Genomic DNA, 15908 nt, shown 5'->3' on the forward strand with positions numbered 1-15908 from the left:
AAGTAGTGTTTTTTCCAGCAACATTTTTATTACTCTGAATTTCAAATCAAGTAGAGAGGAGTAAATAAAATAATGGAGAAAATCATCGTTCATTTTTTTGGTAACTATAGGACAACTGTCGATAATAAAAGAATAATTTTTCCCTATGGAAAAGCGGAAGCGCTTTTTTATTATTTGGTTGTTAATAAATATGCTTCAAGAGACCAGTTGGCCAATTTACTATGGGCTGATATGGAAGATAAAATTGCTAAAAAGAATTTAAGAAACGCCTTGTATACTTTGAAGAAGCTGTTTAAAGATATAGAGGTATTTTCTTATAATGGACTTTCTGCCGTATGTTTGAATCCCGATGTAATAATTGAATCGGATTATGATGAGTTTATTCAGAATGATCACAATGTCGAAGTATTTAAAGGTGAATTTTTACAGGGGATGACCGTAAAAGATGCTGTTGAGTTTGAACGGTGGATGTATAAGGTTAGGGATGAATGTAATTTTATTTATAGCGAGCGACTATGGAATCAGTTAACTGAACATAAACAAAATAAAAATTACTTTCAACTAGAAAATATTTGCCGGAAGATTATCGAGTTAGACGAATATGATGAAAGTGGTTATATTGAATTGATGAATTGTTATAAAGAACAGCAAAAATACTCGAATGCGATTGTTATTTATAATGACTTGTCAGATTTACTACTCCGTGAATTAGATATTGCCCCCAACGATGAAACTCAAAAAGTTTACAATGAAATCCTTGATTTAATGAATGAAAGAGAAAAAGTTAAAATCTCCCAAAAATTCTTTATTGGCCGAGACCAAGAAAAAAGACTATTAAAAAATATCTACGATAGTTTTATTAAAAATGAACCTTATCATTCCATTTTGATTCGTAGTGCCATGGGTGTCGGGAAAACACGCTTAAAAGAGTATTTTGTAACAGAAATAACAAATAAAACTGTGAATATCGTGGAAGCCAACTGTTATAAATTTGAAGAAAATTATGTTTTGCGGCCATGGAAAACCATTTTAGTCAATATTTTAAAAGTGGTTAAAGCAGAAAAAATGACATTACCACTTTCTTTATTGGACGTACTTGGAACTTTTGCTCCCGAATTTGAAAGTTATAAGAAAGAATTGCTTAATAGACCAACGCATGACAGTGAAGCACATAAATTGTTTGAAATTGAAGACGTGATTGTTGAAGTACTGAAAGTTGTCTCGAGTCGAAAAAAGTTAATACTGGTCTTTGAAGATATTCATTGGATGGATGCAAGGAGTATGCGTCTATTGGATAGTTTGCTGGTAAATGATGAAATGAATAATTGTTTATTCTTTTTAACAACAAGAAATGAAATGAATTCTGAACTGGAAAAATTCCTTGTTTATATCAATCATTATGCAAAAGTGAAAATGATCGAACTTAACGCTTTTAATGAAGATGAAGTAAAAAGATTTATAGATCGGGCATTGCCACAAGAAAAAATTACCCGTAATTTGTTGGAAGAAATATATCATGAAACGGAAGGAAATGCCTTTTTCTTAACTGAATATATCCATGCCATCATGAATCATCAGTCTAATGATGGGCTGACACCGCGAATGCAGGATGTACTGAAGTTTAGGTTCATTGACTTAAATGAGATTGAAAAAAAATTAGTAGAAATTGCTTCACTCTTCTATGATGAGGTTTCTATTTCTGTTTTAAAGGAGTTTATCGATTTAGATGAATTGGAAATTATTGAAGTCGCCGAAGGATTGGTTGAGAAAGGATTTTTAAAGGAAATAACGTATCAGCGGGATATTTGTTATTCATTTGTCCATCAAAAATTACGGGAGTTTCAATATATGCAAATTCCCACTGGTAAAAAAAGGATATTGCATAACCGCATTGGAAAATTGCTTGAATGTAATTTAAAGAATAATTTGAGTGACAATAATATATATCATAAACTTATTTATCATTTTGAAAGGGCTTGCAATGATATTGAATTATTAAGATATAGAATAAAAAGCTTGAGTACGTTTCTTAATTTTATTCATGAACGTTTTCCAACAATAAATTTCGATAATGAGTCTTTTAGTAAGTTGTATATTGGGGAAGAACATATCGAGCAAAACTTAACGAGTTTAATGGCTCTGCTCGAAAAGGTTAAGGACGACTTTCCTTTAAATGAGGAAATTCCAATCTTTGAAATGAATGTGTTGTTTTTAAATGGTCGATTTAATATTCGCAGAGGCTACTATGAGAGAGGTTTAATCGAGATCGAGCAGGTTATTAAATTGGCTGCCAAATTAAAGCAATATGATTTTGTGTTAAAAGGTTATGAACAAAAAATTATTTATGCCATTCAAACTTGTGATACGAAAGTACTGGGACAGGTATTGGCGCAGGCAGAACCGATAATGCAACAAAACTCTACAGAAAAATATAAAAATGGGATTTGGCTCCGATATTGGGGGATGTATGAGTTTTTAAAGAGGAATTTCAAACAAGCAGAAGAATATTTCCGTGAAAGTATCTCGATTCATACACAGGATATCGAAACATATGAGAAATATCGCTTGAATATAGCTGCTTGTTATCGTAATATCGGTGTTATTCGCATGGAACATGGAGATTATGCAGGAGCTCTCCATTATTTTGAGAGAGCAATTTCTATTTGCGATGAAAAAAATTTATGGATTAGCCTCTCCTTATTTAAAACAAATGCCGGTGTAGCGTGTTATTATTTGAAGGATTACTCGCAAGCGAAAGAGCACTTGCAAAGCGCATTAAGTATTTACAATAAGCTAGCTTATAATTTAAGTCAGCCAATTGCTGAAATATATATGTGTTTATTACTTTTAATGGAAAAAGATTATCAAAACGCTTTATCTTATTTAATGAAAGCAGAGGAACATGCACAAATACTGCGGAATCCGCAAGAATTAATCAGTCTTCTTGAACTGAAGAAATCAATTGTAAATGCAATGGAAACGGATAAAGGGCTATTTAATACCTTCGAAAAATATTTATCTGACTTTGATTGTGCAACATGTGAAGAGAAAAAAAGAAAATTAATGGAGCAGCCCTCTTTGGTTAGCTAGAAGCAGGGATGCATCAAGCCTTAAATCAACGGATTTAAGGCTTATTTTTTTTCTTGGCATCCTTTTGACGTTCTATGGATGGCAACGTCTTAAACTGGAAGTAAATAAAAGTTTATTAAAGAATGAGGGTGAAGCAATGACTGTTTTAATGGTGGGGAAAAAAGTAGCCAAATATAAAATGGAGTATCTACAGGACGAGATGAATTATTTGAGAAGCAAAGGGATTGTTCCCAATGTAGAGATTATTAGAGTAGGTGGGAAGGGAGACGCAAGAACATATGAAAATTCGATTAAAAAGAAATTTGATTACCTAGGAATTCGCCATCATGAATCAATTTTTCCGGAAGAAATTACAGATAAAGTATTTTTAAATTTTATGAAGAAAAAAAATGAGGATGATAACATCCATGGTATTCTTTTATTTCGTCCGCTTCCAAGCCATTTAACAGATCATAATCTGATAGTTCCCGAGAAGGACATTGAAGGAACTGCGCCATTTAATGTGGGAAAAATTATGAATGGCAAAATGAATGGCTTACTTGCCTGTACACCTTTGGCAGTGATGGAACTTTTATCCTATTATCGAATAGTCCTTCAGGGGGCTCATGTTGTCATTGTCGGTCATAGTGCAGTTGTTGGAAAACCATTATCCATCATGCTGCTTAATCATGGAGCGACCGTAACGATAGCTCATATTTATACGAAAAATCTTGAAGAAATCACCCGGGAAGCAGATATAGTCATTTCCGCAACTGGCAAAAGAGGTTTAATAACGAAAAACCATATTAAGAATGGAGCGGTTGTCGTCGATGTCGGCATATCAGTCGATGAATCCGGTAAAGTGCATGGTGATGTACTTTTCGATGAAGTCATTGAAAAAGCCAGTTATATTACACCAGTACCTGGAGGAGTGGGGGATGTAACTACTACCATGTTAGCCAGCCAGGTACTAAAGGCAACCAAATTAGCAATGTCCAAATCTAGAGAATATCAACTACAATAAAGTCGTTGAATTGCGATAGGACAATAGAAAGCGAGGATTTCAGGATGAACGGTTGTAGTCCGGATGAGATTTTGAATGTTACTGTAAAAAAAGGAATTGAAAAGTCGCAAATGTCATATAAAAAAATTATGATTTTAGCCTTTTTAGGCGGTGCTTTTATTGCACTTGGTTACTTGGCGTATATAAGGGTTGCTGGAAATATGCCGCATGAATGGGGGAGTTTGCCGCATTTAATTGGAGCAAGTGTATTCCCAATTGGCCTTATTCTTATTTTACTCGGGGGAGGTGAACTAATAACCGGTAATATGATGGTAGTTGGTACTGCTTGGTTTGCCAGGAAAGTTTCATTTGTAAACTTGGCAATAAATTGGCTGTTGGTCACTTTCTTTAACCTCTTAGGCGCCATTTTTGTTGCTTATTTATTCGGGCATGTAATTGGTTTAACAGAAGGTGTTTTTACTGAAAAAACCGTTATGACGGCACAGGCAAAAGTTGATGCTAGTTTTATTCAGGCGTTTATCTCTGGTATAGGCTGTAACTGGCTTGTAGGGATCAGTGTATGGCTATCCTTAGGCGCCAAAGATTTTGCCGGAAAAATCTTAGCCATTTGGTTTCCTGTCATGATCTTTGTTTTAATTGGTTTTCAGCACGTTGTCGCTAATTTTTTCGTTATTCCGGCTGCCATTTTCCTTGGAAAATTAACATGGATTGATTTCTTGTTCAATGTCATCCCGGTATGGTTGGGTAATGCAGCAGGGGGAGCAATTCTTGTAGGTGGATTATATTCACTTGCTTATTACCAAAAAAATGATGAAGAACAGCGTGTAAGCTCAACTGAAGAAAAATTCTTTCACCAAGCTATCAGTAAACGAGCAAACTAAATAAATTTCACAAAAAGAAGAAGGGAACATTATTATGCGTGTAGAGAGACAAATATCCACAACTTATAGCAAAATATCGACGAAGAAACTGACAACAATGGGATTATTAGTTGCCCTAAATTTAGTATTAAACCAAATGACGCTTTCGTTGGGGCCTACTATGGAAATTGGTTTTGCCTTTTTACCTATCGCCTTATTAGCTTATTTATATGGACCGATCAATGCGGGCATTGCGGCATCAATTGCCGATGTGATTGGCTTCCTATTAAGACCAAATGGGTTCTTTTTCCCAGGCTTCACGTTAAATGCCTTAGTGATGGGGGGTATTTACGGGTTAGTTCTGCATAAAAAAAACATCACTTTATTAAGAGTAGCCGCAGCCGTTTTACTAGAGGCGATCGTTGTTAGTTTAATAATGACACCAATTTGGCTCAATATCATGTATGGCAGTCCTTTATTCGCTGTGCCAAGAATCATAAAAAACGTTATTTTATTCCCAATTGATGTAGGTCTTTTATACATGCTGCTTATGAATTATATTAAATTTGAATCGAGGAAAGAACATGGAGGAAAAATTTAACGAAGCGATGAATTACATTCGCTCCCGGGAACAATTTGGTTCCCGGCCGGGTCTCTTTAGAATTCGGTATTTATTAGATCAATTAGGAAACCCTCAAGATGATGTAAAGTTCGTTCATATCGCCGGTACGAATGGCAAGGGATCGACTGTCACCTATTTAAAGGAACTTTTTATGAACAGCGGCTTCAAAGTTGGAACCTATACTTCCCCGTATATCGAAAGGTTTAACGAAAGAATTTGTATAAATGGTCGTCACATTCCCGATGAAGACATTGTTTATTTAATAAATGTGCTTCGGCCTATTGTCGATAAAATGGATAAAACTGAAGATTTATTTGGACTGACAGAGTTTGAACTTGTTACGGCAATGATGTTCTATTATTTTCACGAGAAAAAAGTGGACGTTGCTGTAATTGAGGTAGGACTTGGAGGGTTATTGGACAGTACAAATGTTGGACATCCGCTTGTATCCGGAATTACGACGATTGGATTGGATCACATGCAGATTTTGGGACAGACCATCGAACAAATTGCCGAGCAAAAAGCGGGAATTATTAAGCAGAATGGTACGGTAGTCACGGGCAATCTCCCAGAAAATGCATTACATGTCATTGAAAAAAAGGTCCGTAGTACTGGAGCGAAAATTTACCGCTACAATAAAGAGTATTATGTAGATTATATCATGTCCAAACAATTGACTAATGAATATTTTTCCTTTAACAACGCCGGACATTCATTTCCGATTTTGAGTACTTCCATGATAGGTTCACATCAAGTCGAAAATGCCGGGACGGCTCTCCAAATGTATCTATTATACATGGAAAAATGTCAATTGTCTGTAGAACCGAAAATAGTCGCTGAAAGTTTGAATAATGCCTTTATTCCAGGGAGAATGGAAATACTTTCTGAGAGACCTTTAGTCATCGTGGATGGAGCCCATAATGTACCGGGAATGGAAAGATTGCATGACAACTTACAAGGAATGTTATTAAATAGGTCGGCAGAAAGTAAACTTTTTATTCTATTTTCCGCCATTCATACTAAAGATGTTTCAGGAATGATTCGTTTACTGGAAGACATCAAGCAGGCAGAGATCACGATTACTTCATTTGAATATGACTCTGCCTTAAGTGCAGTGGAAATAGCCCGGCACTGTCATAGAAAAATAGCAGTCATCAACAACTGGGAAAGAGCCATCTCAGAGCTTTTGGATCAAATGACTAATGATGACTTTTTGATTATTACTGGTTCTTTATATTTTATTTCTACCGTTAGACAAAAAGTGCGAAGATTACTTAGAAGAGAGAATGAAATAGTTGGATTTTACTAAATTTTTATAAGACTAAAAGGCTGCCTCAGGCAGTCTTTTACTATTTAGAGGTTTTGCTCCTTATAGTGATGAAATTCATATCCATACAAAATTATTTCCAGTATAAAAGGAATAAAACCTGCAAGTTTCTTGCTGCCACAAAATTGTCACTGAATATCTCCCCAATTTAAGTTGTCTATAGCTGCATTTAGACGTTTTGTTGACGCTTACAAATTAGACTCAAGGTGTAAGCAATAAACCTTAAGGAGGAAGTTACATTATGGGCAAGAAACTTTTATTAGCTGTTCCAAACTTTAGTGAAGGTCAAAAGCTTGATGTTGTTAACGAAGTTGTCAATGCGGTAAGACAGGTTGAATCGGTTAAGATCGTCGGGGTTGAACCAGAGCATAATTTCAACAGAACCGTTTTAACCTATATCGTTGATACGGACCATGTCGAGGAATCCATGTTAAAAATGGCCGAAAAAGTTTTTAAACATGTAAATATGGAAGTTCAAAAAGGTGATCACCCACGTATTGGGGCACTGGATACATTCCCAATTTTCCCATTGGAAAATGTCACAATCGAAGAAACGATCGCATTGGCTGAAAAATTAGGACAATCTTTATTCGATCATTATAAGGTTCCGGTATACTTCTCCGGATTAAATGCGCGCACGGAATACAAAAAATCAAATACCAATATCCGCCGTGGTCAATACGAAGGGTTAAAAGCAATTTTGGAAGATAAAAACCATCCAGATTATGAAACAAGAAAACCCGATTTATCTGTTAATGGCGAATTAGATGCAAAAATGGGTGCTTGTACCGTTACTGCTGACTATGAAGGCTTAGTAGCATACAACGTGTTCGTAGAATCTGAAGATGTCAGCATTGCCAAAGAAATTGCTAAATTAGTGAAGAGTGAAGAGCACGGATGGTTATCAATAAAGAGCGTCGGCTTTAAAGATGAAGGTAAACCTGGCACTGCTGTTTCCATGAATGTATTTAACTGCACGGAAACACCACTTGTTATGTTACGTGACTATGTAGCTAAAAAAGCCGAAGAACGCGACACAAAAGTAATTGGTACAGAAATTGTGGGACCAGTTAAACAAGTTTATGTCGAAGAAGCTGCAAGAGCATTCGGTTATGAATTTGATGGCAAAGACTATGTGAAATTAGTGAAAGTATTAGAAGAAAACATGGGATTAATTGGCTTTGATGCTGAACAAATTATTGAATATCACCTTCAACCTGCAACATTGTAATGATTTCAGCCGGGGCATTTTGATCAGAAGCCATTCTACAAGATGCCCCTTTTTGAGGAATTTTCCTAATAAATTGGGAAGGGGAACTATTTATGTTCATTAAAGTGCTTTTAGGTGTGTTGGTGTTATTATTCCTTAATTACTTAGTTATCTTCATGAAAGATTATGCAAAAGCGAAAAAAGAGGGCACCCTTGAAAATGAGTCAAGAGGCAAATTCTATACATTTGGGATTTTAGGGGCTATTTTTAACTTTTTCGATACACTCGGAATCGGCAGCTTTGCAACATCAACCGCAACGTTTAAGCTTGGAAAAATGATGCCGGATAAAAAAATTCCTGGTACTTTGAATGTAGGAACAACCGCATCTGTTTTTTTGGAAGCATTTGTTTTTATCAGCATTGTAAAAGTAGACTACTTAACGCTCGTTGTTTTAATTGGTGCCACAATGCTGGGGGCTTACTTTGGTGCGGCAATCGTGTCAAAATTACCTGAAATCAAAATCCAATGGGGAATGGGCATCGCTCTATTTATCGTTGCATTTCTTATGTTTGCCGGCTTTATTAACCTATTCACCATGAACGGAGTAGCGATCGGATTACGCGGAGTTAAATTAATTATCGGATTTGTTTGGTGTTTTGTTGTAGGTGTAGCGGCTTGTCTCGGAATCGGTCAGTATGCACCAATTATGGCAATGTCTTTCGTATTAGGCTTATCTCCATTAACTGCATACCCGCTGATGACAGGAGCAACAGCGTTCATGCAAACCATCTCCGGTGCAAAATATGTTAAAGAAGGCCAATATCACCGTAAAGCATCATTAGCTTATCTCATTTGCGGACCAATTGGGGTGGCTATTGCGGCCTTACTGGTTAAAAATATGCCAATTGATTTATTGAAGAAGGTCATTTTCGTAGTAGTTATCTATACAGCCATTCAAATGATCCGTTCTGGACTAAAATCACGTAGAGAAGCTACTTTGGTTAAAAATGAAGCAGTTGCCGAAACTGCTAACGCCGGTCAAACACATTAATATTTTTAATAGATTAGGAGAATTGTTATGGATAAATTAGTAGATTTAACAATTACTGACTTTGTTGCGAAACTTGGTTCTGATGAACCTGCTCCAGGAGGCGGCTCTGCTTCCGCTCTTGCTGGCAGCGTGGGAGCTGCCTTAACAAGAATGGTATGCGAATTAACCATTGGGAAAAAGAAATATGCCGAATATGACGAAGAAATGAAAGCATTATTAGTAGAGTTGAAAGAGCTTAATGATAAGCTGCTGGCTGCCATTGATGCTGACACTGAAGCGTTTAATAAAGTATCTGCCGTATTTGCTTTACCTAAAGAAACAGAACAGGATAAAGAAAAAAGAAAAGCAGCAATGCAAGATGCCTTAAAATATGCAACCAAAGTTCCTTTCCATACAATGGAATTAATTCTTGAAGGGCTTGAATTAACTTCAAAAGCTGTTGGTAAATCCAATACAAACGCTGCCAGCGATTTAGGTGTAGCCGCCCTTACAATGAAAGCAGGTCTTTATGGCAGCTGGTTAAATGTTCTGATTAATATCGGCGGCGTTAAAGATGATAGATTCAGAAATGAATACGCTGAAAATGGTAAAGCTCTTTTAGTAAAAGGTACGGAACTTGCAGATTATATTTATCAACAAATTGAAAATTCGCTATAATGGAAGTAGCACAAATAAAGGAGAATGAAGATGGCATTTTTATCGGATATTGAAATTGCTAACCAAAATAAGATGCTGCCGATTACTGATATCGCCAAAAGCATAGGAATCGATGAACAATCTATCGATTTATATGGGAGGTATAAAGCAAAATTAGATATCAATGAATTGGAGCGCATGAAAGACCAGCCAAACGGGAAATTGATCCTGGTAACGGCAATAACCCCAACGGCAGCCGGAGAAGGGAAAACAACAACATCGGTTGGTTTAGCTGACGCATTGCATGAACAAGGAGAAAAAGTGGTCGTTGCCCTGCGCGAACCATCACTGGGACCGGTATTTGGTGTAAAAGGTGGAGCAGCCGGCGGCGGCTATTCCCAAGTAGTCCCAATGGAAGATATCAATTTACACTTCACCGGTGATTTTCATGCCATTGGTGCTGCCAATAACTTGCTAGCTGCGATGATTGATAACCATATTTTCCACGGCAATGAGTTAGGAATTGATAATCGTCGGATTACCTGGAAACGTGTTGTTGATATGAATGACCGGCAGCTGCGTTACATTGTCAATGGTTTAAATGGCAAAACAAATGGTGTGCCCAGAGAAGACGGTTATGATATCACTGTAGCATCAGAAATTATGGCAATCCTTTGTTTATCTAGTGATTTGGATGATTTGAAAGACAGAATCAGACGAATTGTGATCGGCTATTCCTATGATGGAAGAGCCATAACGGCTGGAGACTTGAAGGCTGAAGGAGCAATGACTGTATTATTGAAAGATGCGATTCGCCCTAACCTGGTTCAAACATTGGCTAAAACACCGGCGATTATTCATGGTGGCCCATTCGCCAATATTGCCCACGGCTGTAACAGTGTAATTGCCACAAAATTGGCGTTAAAATATGCTGATTATGTTGTAACAGAAGCTGGTTTTGGTGCAGACTTGGGCGCTGAAAAATTCATTGACATTAAGTGCAGAATAGCAGGTATCCAACCAGATGCAGTCGTTTTAGTGGCGACGATTCGTGCATTGAAACTTCACGGCGGAGTAAATAAGACAGAATTAAGCAAAGAAAACGTAGAAGCAGTTGTCAAAGGTATGCCTAACTTATTGAAGCATATTGAAAATATTCAAGAACATTATGGCCTGCCATTAGTTGTAGCCATTAATAAATTCCCGACAGACACAGAGGAAGAAATTGAAGCAGTGAAGCGGGCTTGTGCAGCTGTTGGGGTTGAAGCGATTCTGGCAGATGTTTGGGCTAAAGGCGGTAAAGGCGGCTTGGAATTAGCAACAAAGGTAAAACAGATTGTCGATGAAGCGAATCATTTCCAATTTGTCTATGATGATGAAGATTCGATTGCCGAAAAACTAACAAAGATTGCTTCGAAAATTTATGGCGCTGACGGGGTCGATTTTACTAACGAAGCAAAAAAAGAACTAAAAGTATTAACTGAAATGGGCTTTGGAAAATTACCGATTTGTGTTGCCAAAACTCAGTATTCTTTCTCGGATAATAAAGAATTACTATGCAGACCACAGGGCTTCCATATTACCGTCCGAAATTTGAAAGTATCTGCCGGAGCCGGTTTTATTGTGGCTATCACCGGTACGATGATGACAATGCCTGGATTGCCGAAAGTGCCGGCTGCGGAAAGAATTGATATCAATAGTAATGGTGAAATAACAGGCTTATTCTAGTAGAATATGTAACGGAAAGTGTTGTTTGTGAAAATAGCAAACAACACTTTTTGGTTAATACTATATGTACTTATTTTCACAAGGAATGGGAAAAAGAAAGGTCAAGCAGCGAGGGGATTGGAGGCAGGGATTAGCTGATTTTCTCTAATAATGCAGCTTCAGTCAAGTTGCCTTTTTTGGCTGAAACGATAAATAAAGAGGCAAGTACAATCGCGTTGTCGATCTCTTCCATATTTTCTGAGCTGTAAAAAGGTGTTTGCCAATTGAAGTCGGCATCACTGGTAGCTGGATAAATCGTAACCTTCCAGTGAAAATATATTTTTGCCTGCGGGAGCTGTACCCCTTCAACGGCAATAAGCCAATGGGTGATGGGCGATTCTGGTTTTGCAGCGTCAGATTCAATTAGTGCTGTCTTGTCTCTTTTACCTATTGGAATTAAGGCCATTTGATAAAAGTCATGGTAATTTGGAGTTTTCATTTATGGTCCTCCTTATTTTTTATGGTGTATCTTTATTATATGAAATGGTGTACGGTAATTGAGCGATTAATTATTAAAATTTTTCGAAAGTTTTTCAAAGATGAAAAAAGGAAGGGCAGTGCCCTTCAACTTATGATGATTTTCTATTAAATTCTGCCACCTTGCGATCAGAAGGTAGAAGGAAGGCCGTTAAACCTAATATTGGCAGCATTCCCAGCCAGGTGATCATCGTTTGTAAGCTTATTAAATCGGCAAGATAACCTAATCCAACCGAACCAATTGCCCCCATTCCGAACGCCAGCCCGACAGTCAGACCAGACATCGTTCCGATTTTCCCTGGTACTAGTTCTTGAGCATAAACAACCGTTACTGAAAAACTGGTCATTAAAATAAATCCAGTAAGCATGAGGATGATGAATGCTACCAGCGGTGGAACATATGGCAGTAAAATGGATAACGGCAGTGTCCCCAGCATTGAGAATGAAATGACCGTTTTCTTACCGAATCGGTCGGCCAATGGGCCACCAAGAAATGTTCCCAACGCACCTGATACTAAAAAGGCAAATAAGAAAATTTGCGATTGTTTAATCGTCAGGGCATACTCCTTTATGGCGTAGAAGGCATAGAAGTTTGTCATCCCGGAGATATACCAGGATCGGGCAAAGATTAACAGCAAAATGAATCCCAATGCTTTTTTAACATCCGATGATAACCGCTCCTGCTGACTATTGCTTGAACTGTTTCTCTGTTTGCGGGCAGGGAATACCGCCAATCTTTCACTATACCATTTGGCAATATAAATTAATAAAATGACTGCCAGTGCTGCCACAATCGTAAACCACGATGCCCCAATTTGTCCTAGCGGAACCAAAATAAGGGCGGTAATCAAAGGTGCCAAAGCCTGTCCCGTGTTTCCGCCCACCTGATAAATCGATTGGGCCAGTCCCCGCCGGGTTCCCGCCGCCATGTAGGCAACCCTTGATCCTTCAGGATGAAACACTGCAGAACCGAGACCAATCAACAAAACAGATAGGACGATCAATGCAAAATTCGGAGCTAAGCCGATCCCTAATACCCCTACCAATGTAAAGCTAAGACCGACTGGCAAGGCGAAGGGCATTGGCTTTTTGTCAGTAAAATAGCCGACTAACGGCTGCATTACCGAAGAGACCATATTTAACGAGAAAGCAATAATCCCTAACTGTGTGAAGGACAGCCCCATCGATTTTTCCAAGATTGGAAACATCGCCGGAACGACAGCTTGAATCGCATCATTGAGTAGATGGCACAGCCCGATCACAAAAAGTATTTTAAATATAGTTGCTTCAGATGTATTTGGTGTTTTCTGGCGGGGTAAAACCGCTTGTTGGCTCATAATAGTCTCCTTTTCAACTCACTTATCTGAATTTTCTTTTACTATATCTTACTACTATACTATTAATTTGAAAAATATTTATTTCGCCTTTGAAAATAAAAAAACCGAAACCCCTGTGGACCAGTCGCTACACAAAATAACTGTCCTGATCAGGCATCCTTATATGGTAAATTGACAGTCCTGCGAAAATTTTTTATAATAATTTTGAAATCGAGATATTTAAAACTTGTTTCATTTCAATACGACTTTTCAAAAATTTTAAAGGATGCGTTACGATGGAAAATGAATCAACAGCAACATCTTTAAAGCTATTTATTGTCCTTTCCAGAGCCTATAAAGCGATCAATGAGCATGTAAATAAAGTGATTCAAGCGGCTGGGTTAAATCCCACTGAATTCGCCGTTTTGGAACTTCTCTATCATAAAGGGGATCAGCCGCTGCAGCAAATTGGCGCAAAAATTTTGCTTGCCAGCGGAAGTATTACTTATGTCGTCGATAAACTTGAACATAAGGGACTATTGAATAGAATCGCTTGTCCAAAAGATCGAAGAGTCATCTATGCTCATATTTCCGATGACGGGAAAAAACTGATCCAGGATATTTTTCCAGAACATGCAGAACAAATTGACAAGTTGATGTCCAGTTTAACTGAAGAAGAGAAGACAGCTGCAATTGAATTGTTGAAAAAATTAGGATTATCCGCAGGGAAATTTTAATACGGCCGTCCGGTCGTATTTTTTTTGTAAGGATCCGTTTTGGATAGTATAATAAGATAGATTCGAAAATTAAAAAAATTTAAAAGGAGGCTAAATTCATGAGCTTTGAAAATTTTACATATGTACGTCCTGACTTGGAGGAAGTGAAAGCTAAATTTAATGCAGCATTAGCACGTTTTGAAAACGCCCCTTCTGTTGAAGAACAAAGCAACGCCATGAATGAAATTAATCAGATTAGAAATAATCTTGAAACGATGTTTACCCTTTGCAGCATTCGTCATTCCATAGACACAAATGATGAGTTTTACAAGGCAGAGCAGGATTATATGGATGAGATTGGCCCAGAGGTAGAAGGTTTAGTAACCAAGTACTATCAAGCATTGGTTGATTCTAAGTTTCGCCCTGAATTAGAAGCCAAATGGGGAACTCAGCTTTTTGCCCTGGCAGAAAGTCAGCTGAAAACCTTTAAGCCTGAAATTGTTCCGCAGCTGCAAAAAGAGAACCGCCTTGTAACCGAGTACACAAAACTGATTGCTTCAGCCAAGATTGAGTTTGAAGGTGAGGAACGTACACTTGCTCAAATTGACCCGTTTATCGAATCAAAGGATCGGGAAATGCGCAAGCGGGCTAGTGAAGCTAAATTCGGCTTTTTTGCCGAACATGAGGCTGAACTTGATCGGATTTACGACGAACTTGTCAAGGTAAGAACGGAAATTGCCCAGACACTTGGTTACAAAAACTTTGTTGAACTTGCCTACCATCGCATGATGCGGACAGATTACAATGCTGAAATGGTGGCGAATTTCCGCCAGCAGGTAAAGGATTATATTGTTCCCATCGCCACAAAGCTGAAGAAGAGGCAGCAGGAACGTTTAGGCTTGGATACATTAAAATATTATGACGAAAATTTAAATTACTTAACGGGGAATGCCGTGCCGAAAGGAAGTCCTGAATGGATCATTGAGAACGGCCAGAAGATGTATCAGGAGCTTTCAAAGGAAACCGGCGAATTTTTTGCTTTTATGCGGGAAAACAACTTAATGGATCTTCTCGCCAAGAAAGGCAAGGCAAGCGGCGGTTATTGTACCTACATTGAAAAATATAAGGCGCCATTTATCTTTTCTAATTTTAACGGAACGTCAGGGGATATTGATGTCTTGACACATGAAGCAGGCCATGCCTTCCAAGTGTATTCAAGCCGCCAGTTTGAAATTCCTGAATATTATTGGCCTACGTATGAAGCATGTGAAATTCATTCGATGAGTATGGAATTTTTTACTTGGCCTTGGATGGATCTATTCTTTAAAGAGGATACGGAAAAGTATAAGTTTTCACACTTAAGTGAAGCATTGCTATTCCTGCCATACGGTGTGTCAGTTGATGAGTTCCAGCATTGGGTGTATGAACATCCTCAAAGCTCACCGCAAGAGCGTAAGCAGGCATGGAAAGAGATTGAAAATAAATATTTGCCGCATAAAGATTATGATGGCTTTGAGTATTTAGAAAATGGCGGCTTCTGGCAACGCCAAGGTCATATTTATAACTCACCATTTTACTATATTGATTATACCCTTGCGCAAATTTGCGCCTTCCAATTCTGGAAACGTTCCAGAGAAAATATGGAAGAAGCTTGGGCCGATTATTTGAAGCTTTGCAAGCTTGGCGGCAGTATGTCATTTACCAAACTGGTAGAGGCTGCAAATTTGATTTCACCATTTGAAGATGGCTGCATCGAGTCTGTGGTTGGGGTAATTGAAGATTATCTAAATTCTGTAGATGATAAAAATCTATAAAGAAAAAGCGAAGCCATG

The 15908-nt window shown here is 37.8% G+C and carries 13 protein-coding genes; 11 read left to right on the forward strand and 2 right to left on the reverse strand.

Features of this window, described 5'->3' with window-relative positions; all coding sequences use genetic code 11:
* Window positions 1-72 precede the first annotated feature (72 nt).
* The 9 genes from JK635_RS09645 (at window position 73) to JK635_RS09685 (ending at window position 11528) form a co-directional block, all read left to right on the forward strand.
* The gene (locus tag JK635_RS09645; RefSeq protein WP_202653742.1) at window positions 73-3090 is read left to right on the forward strand and encodes an AAA family ATPase; all 3018 of its coding nucleotides are present in this window, start codon (window positions 73-75) and stop codon (window positions 3088-3090) included.
* A 136-nt stretch (window positions 3091-3226) separates the two neighbouring features.
* Window positions 3227-4093 carry a bifunctional 5,10-methylenetetrahydrofolate dehydrogenase/5,10-methenyltetrahydrofolate cyclohydrolase gene (locus JK635_RS09650; protein ID WP_202653743.1) on the forward strand — a complete coding sequence of 289 codons (867 nt, stop codon included), beginning with the start codon at window positions 3227-3229 and terminating at the stop codon, window positions 4091-4093.
* A 44-nt stretch (window positions 4094-4137) separates the two neighbouring features.
* The gene (locus tag JK635_RS09655) at window positions 4138-4974 is read left to right on the forward strand and encodes a formate/nitrite transporter family protein (RefSeq protein WP_202653744.1); all 837 of its coding nucleotides are present in this window, start codon (window positions 4138-4140) and stop codon (window positions 4972-4974) included.
* Window positions 4975-5008: 34 nt separating this feature from the next.
* Entirely contained in the window at window positions 5009-5554 is a 546-nt protein-coding gene (locus tag JK635_RS09660) for a folate family ECF transporter S component (RefSeq protein ID WP_202653745.1), read from the forward strand.
* A complete protein-coding gene (locus tag JK635_RS09665) occupies window positions 5538-6884 on the forward strand; it encodes a bifunctional folylpolyglutamate synthase/dihydrofolate synthase (protein ID WP_202653746.1) in 1347 nt (448 codons plus the stop codon). Before JK635_RS09660 ends, JK635_RS09665 begins: the two co-directional genes overlap by 17 nt.
* A gap of 259 nt (window positions 6885-7143) precedes the next feature.
* Window positions 7144-8133, forward strand: a complete 990-nt coding sequence (locus JK635_RS09670) for a hypothetical protein (RefSeq protein ID WP_202653747.1) — start codon at window positions 7144-7146, stop codon at window positions 8131-8133.
* A gap of 92 nt (window positions 8134-8225) precedes the next feature.
* Window positions 8226-9164, forward strand: coding sequence for a sulfite exporter TauE/SafE family protein (locus JK635_RS09675; RefSeq protein WP_202653748.1), 939 nt, complete (start codon window positions 8226-8228; stop codon window positions 9162-9164).
* A 27-nt stretch (window positions 9165-9191) separates the two neighbouring features.
* Window positions 9192-9821: a cyclodeaminase/cyclohydrolase family protein gene (locus JK635_RS09680; RefSeq protein ID WP_202653749.1), complete on the forward strand. Its 630-nt coding sequence runs from the start codon at window positions 9192-9194 to the stop codon at window positions 9819-9821.
* 30 nt (window positions 9822-9851) lie between these two features.
* Window positions 9852-11528: a formate--tetrahydrofolate ligase gene (locus JK635_RS09685; RefSeq protein WP_202653750.1), complete on the forward strand. Its 1677-nt coding sequence runs from the start codon at window positions 9852-9854 to the stop codon at window positions 11526-11528.
* A 130-nt stretch (window positions 11529-11658) separates the two neighbouring features.
* Here the strand turns inward: JK635_RS09685 and JK635_RS09690 are convergent, their stop codons facing one another.
* Window positions 11659-12006, reverse strand: a complete 348-nt coding sequence (locus tag JK635_RS09690) for a hypothetical protein (protein ID WP_202653751.1) — start codon at window positions 12004-12006, stop codon at window positions 11659-11661.
* A 130-nt stretch (window positions 12007-12136) separates the two neighbouring features.
* Entirely contained in the window at window positions 12137-13381 is a 1245-nt protein-coding gene (locus JK635_RS09695; RefSeq protein WP_202653752.1) for an MFS transporter, read from the reverse strand.
* Between the two features lie 275 nt (window positions 13382-13656).
* Between JK635_RS09695 and JK635_RS09700 the strand changes: the two genes are divergently transcribed.
* A complete protein-coding gene (locus JK635_RS09700) occupies window positions 13657-14097 on the forward strand; it encodes a MarR family winged helix-turn-helix transcriptional regulator (RefSeq protein ID WP_202653753.1) in 441 nt (146 codons plus the stop codon).
* A 98-nt stretch (window positions 14098-14195) separates the two neighbouring features.
* A complete protein-coding gene (locus JK635_RS09705) occupies window positions 14196-15890 on the forward strand; it encodes a M3 family oligoendopeptidase (protein WP_202653754.1) in 1695 nt (564 codons plus the stop codon).
* Window positions 15891-15908 lie beyond the last annotated feature (18 nt).

The organism is Neobacillus paridis (genome assembly GCF_016765675.1).
In the GTDB taxonomy this organism is placed as follows: domain Bacteria; phylum Bacillota; class Bacilli; order Bacillales; family Cytobacillaceae; genus Neobacillus; species Neobacillus paridis.

Coding starts and splice junctions, on each gene's coding strand:
- JK635_RS09670 (WP_202653747.1), top strand. CDS start 7,144: ATGGGCAAGAAACTTTTATTAGCTGTTCCAAACTTTAGTGAAGGTCAA.
- JK635_RS09705 (WP_202653754.1), top strand. CDS start 14,196: ATGAGCTTTGAAAATTTTACATATGTACGTCCTGACTTGGAGGAAGTG.
- JK635_RS09685 (WP_202653750.1), top strand. CDS start 9,852: ATGGCATTTTTATCGGATATTGAAATTGCTAACCAAAATAAGATGCTG.
- JK635_RS09675 (WP_202653748.1), top strand. CDS start 8,226: ATGTTCATTAAAGTGCTTTTAGGTGTGTTGGTGTTATTATTCCTTAAT.
- JK635_RS09655 (WP_202653744.1), top strand. CDS start 4,138: ATGAACGGTTGTAGTCCGGATGAGATTTTGAATGTTACTGTAAAAAAA.
- JK635_RS09645 (WP_202653742.1), top strand. CDS start 73: ATGGAGAAAATCATCGTTCATTTTTTTGGTAACTATAGGACAACTGTC.
- JK635_RS09660 (WP_202653745.1), top strand. CDS start 5,009: ATGCGTGTAGAGAGACAAATATCCACAACTTATAGCAAAATATCGACG.
- JK635_RS09680 (WP_202653749.1), top strand. CDS start 9,192: ATGGATAAATTAGTAGATTTAACAATTACTGACTTTGTTGCGAAACTT.
- JK635_RS09665 (WP_202653746.1), top strand. CDS start 5,538: ATGGAGGAAAAATTTAACGAAGCGATGAATTACATTCGCTCCCGGGAA.
- JK635_RS09690 (WP_202653751.1), bottom strand. CDS start 12,006: ATGAAAACTCCAAATTACCATGACTTTTATCAAATGGCCTTAATTCCA.
- JK635_RS09650 (WP_202653743.1), top strand. CDS start 3,227: ATGACTGTTTTAATGGTGGGGAAAAAAGTAGCCAAATATAAAATGGAG.
- JK635_RS09695 (WP_202653752.1), bottom strand. CDS start 13,381: ATGAGCCAACAAGCGGTTTTACCCCGCCAGAAAACACCAAATACATCT.
- JK635_RS09700 (WP_202653753.1), top strand. CDS start 13,657: ATGGAAAATGAATCAACAGCAACATCTTTAAAGCTATTTATTGTCCTT.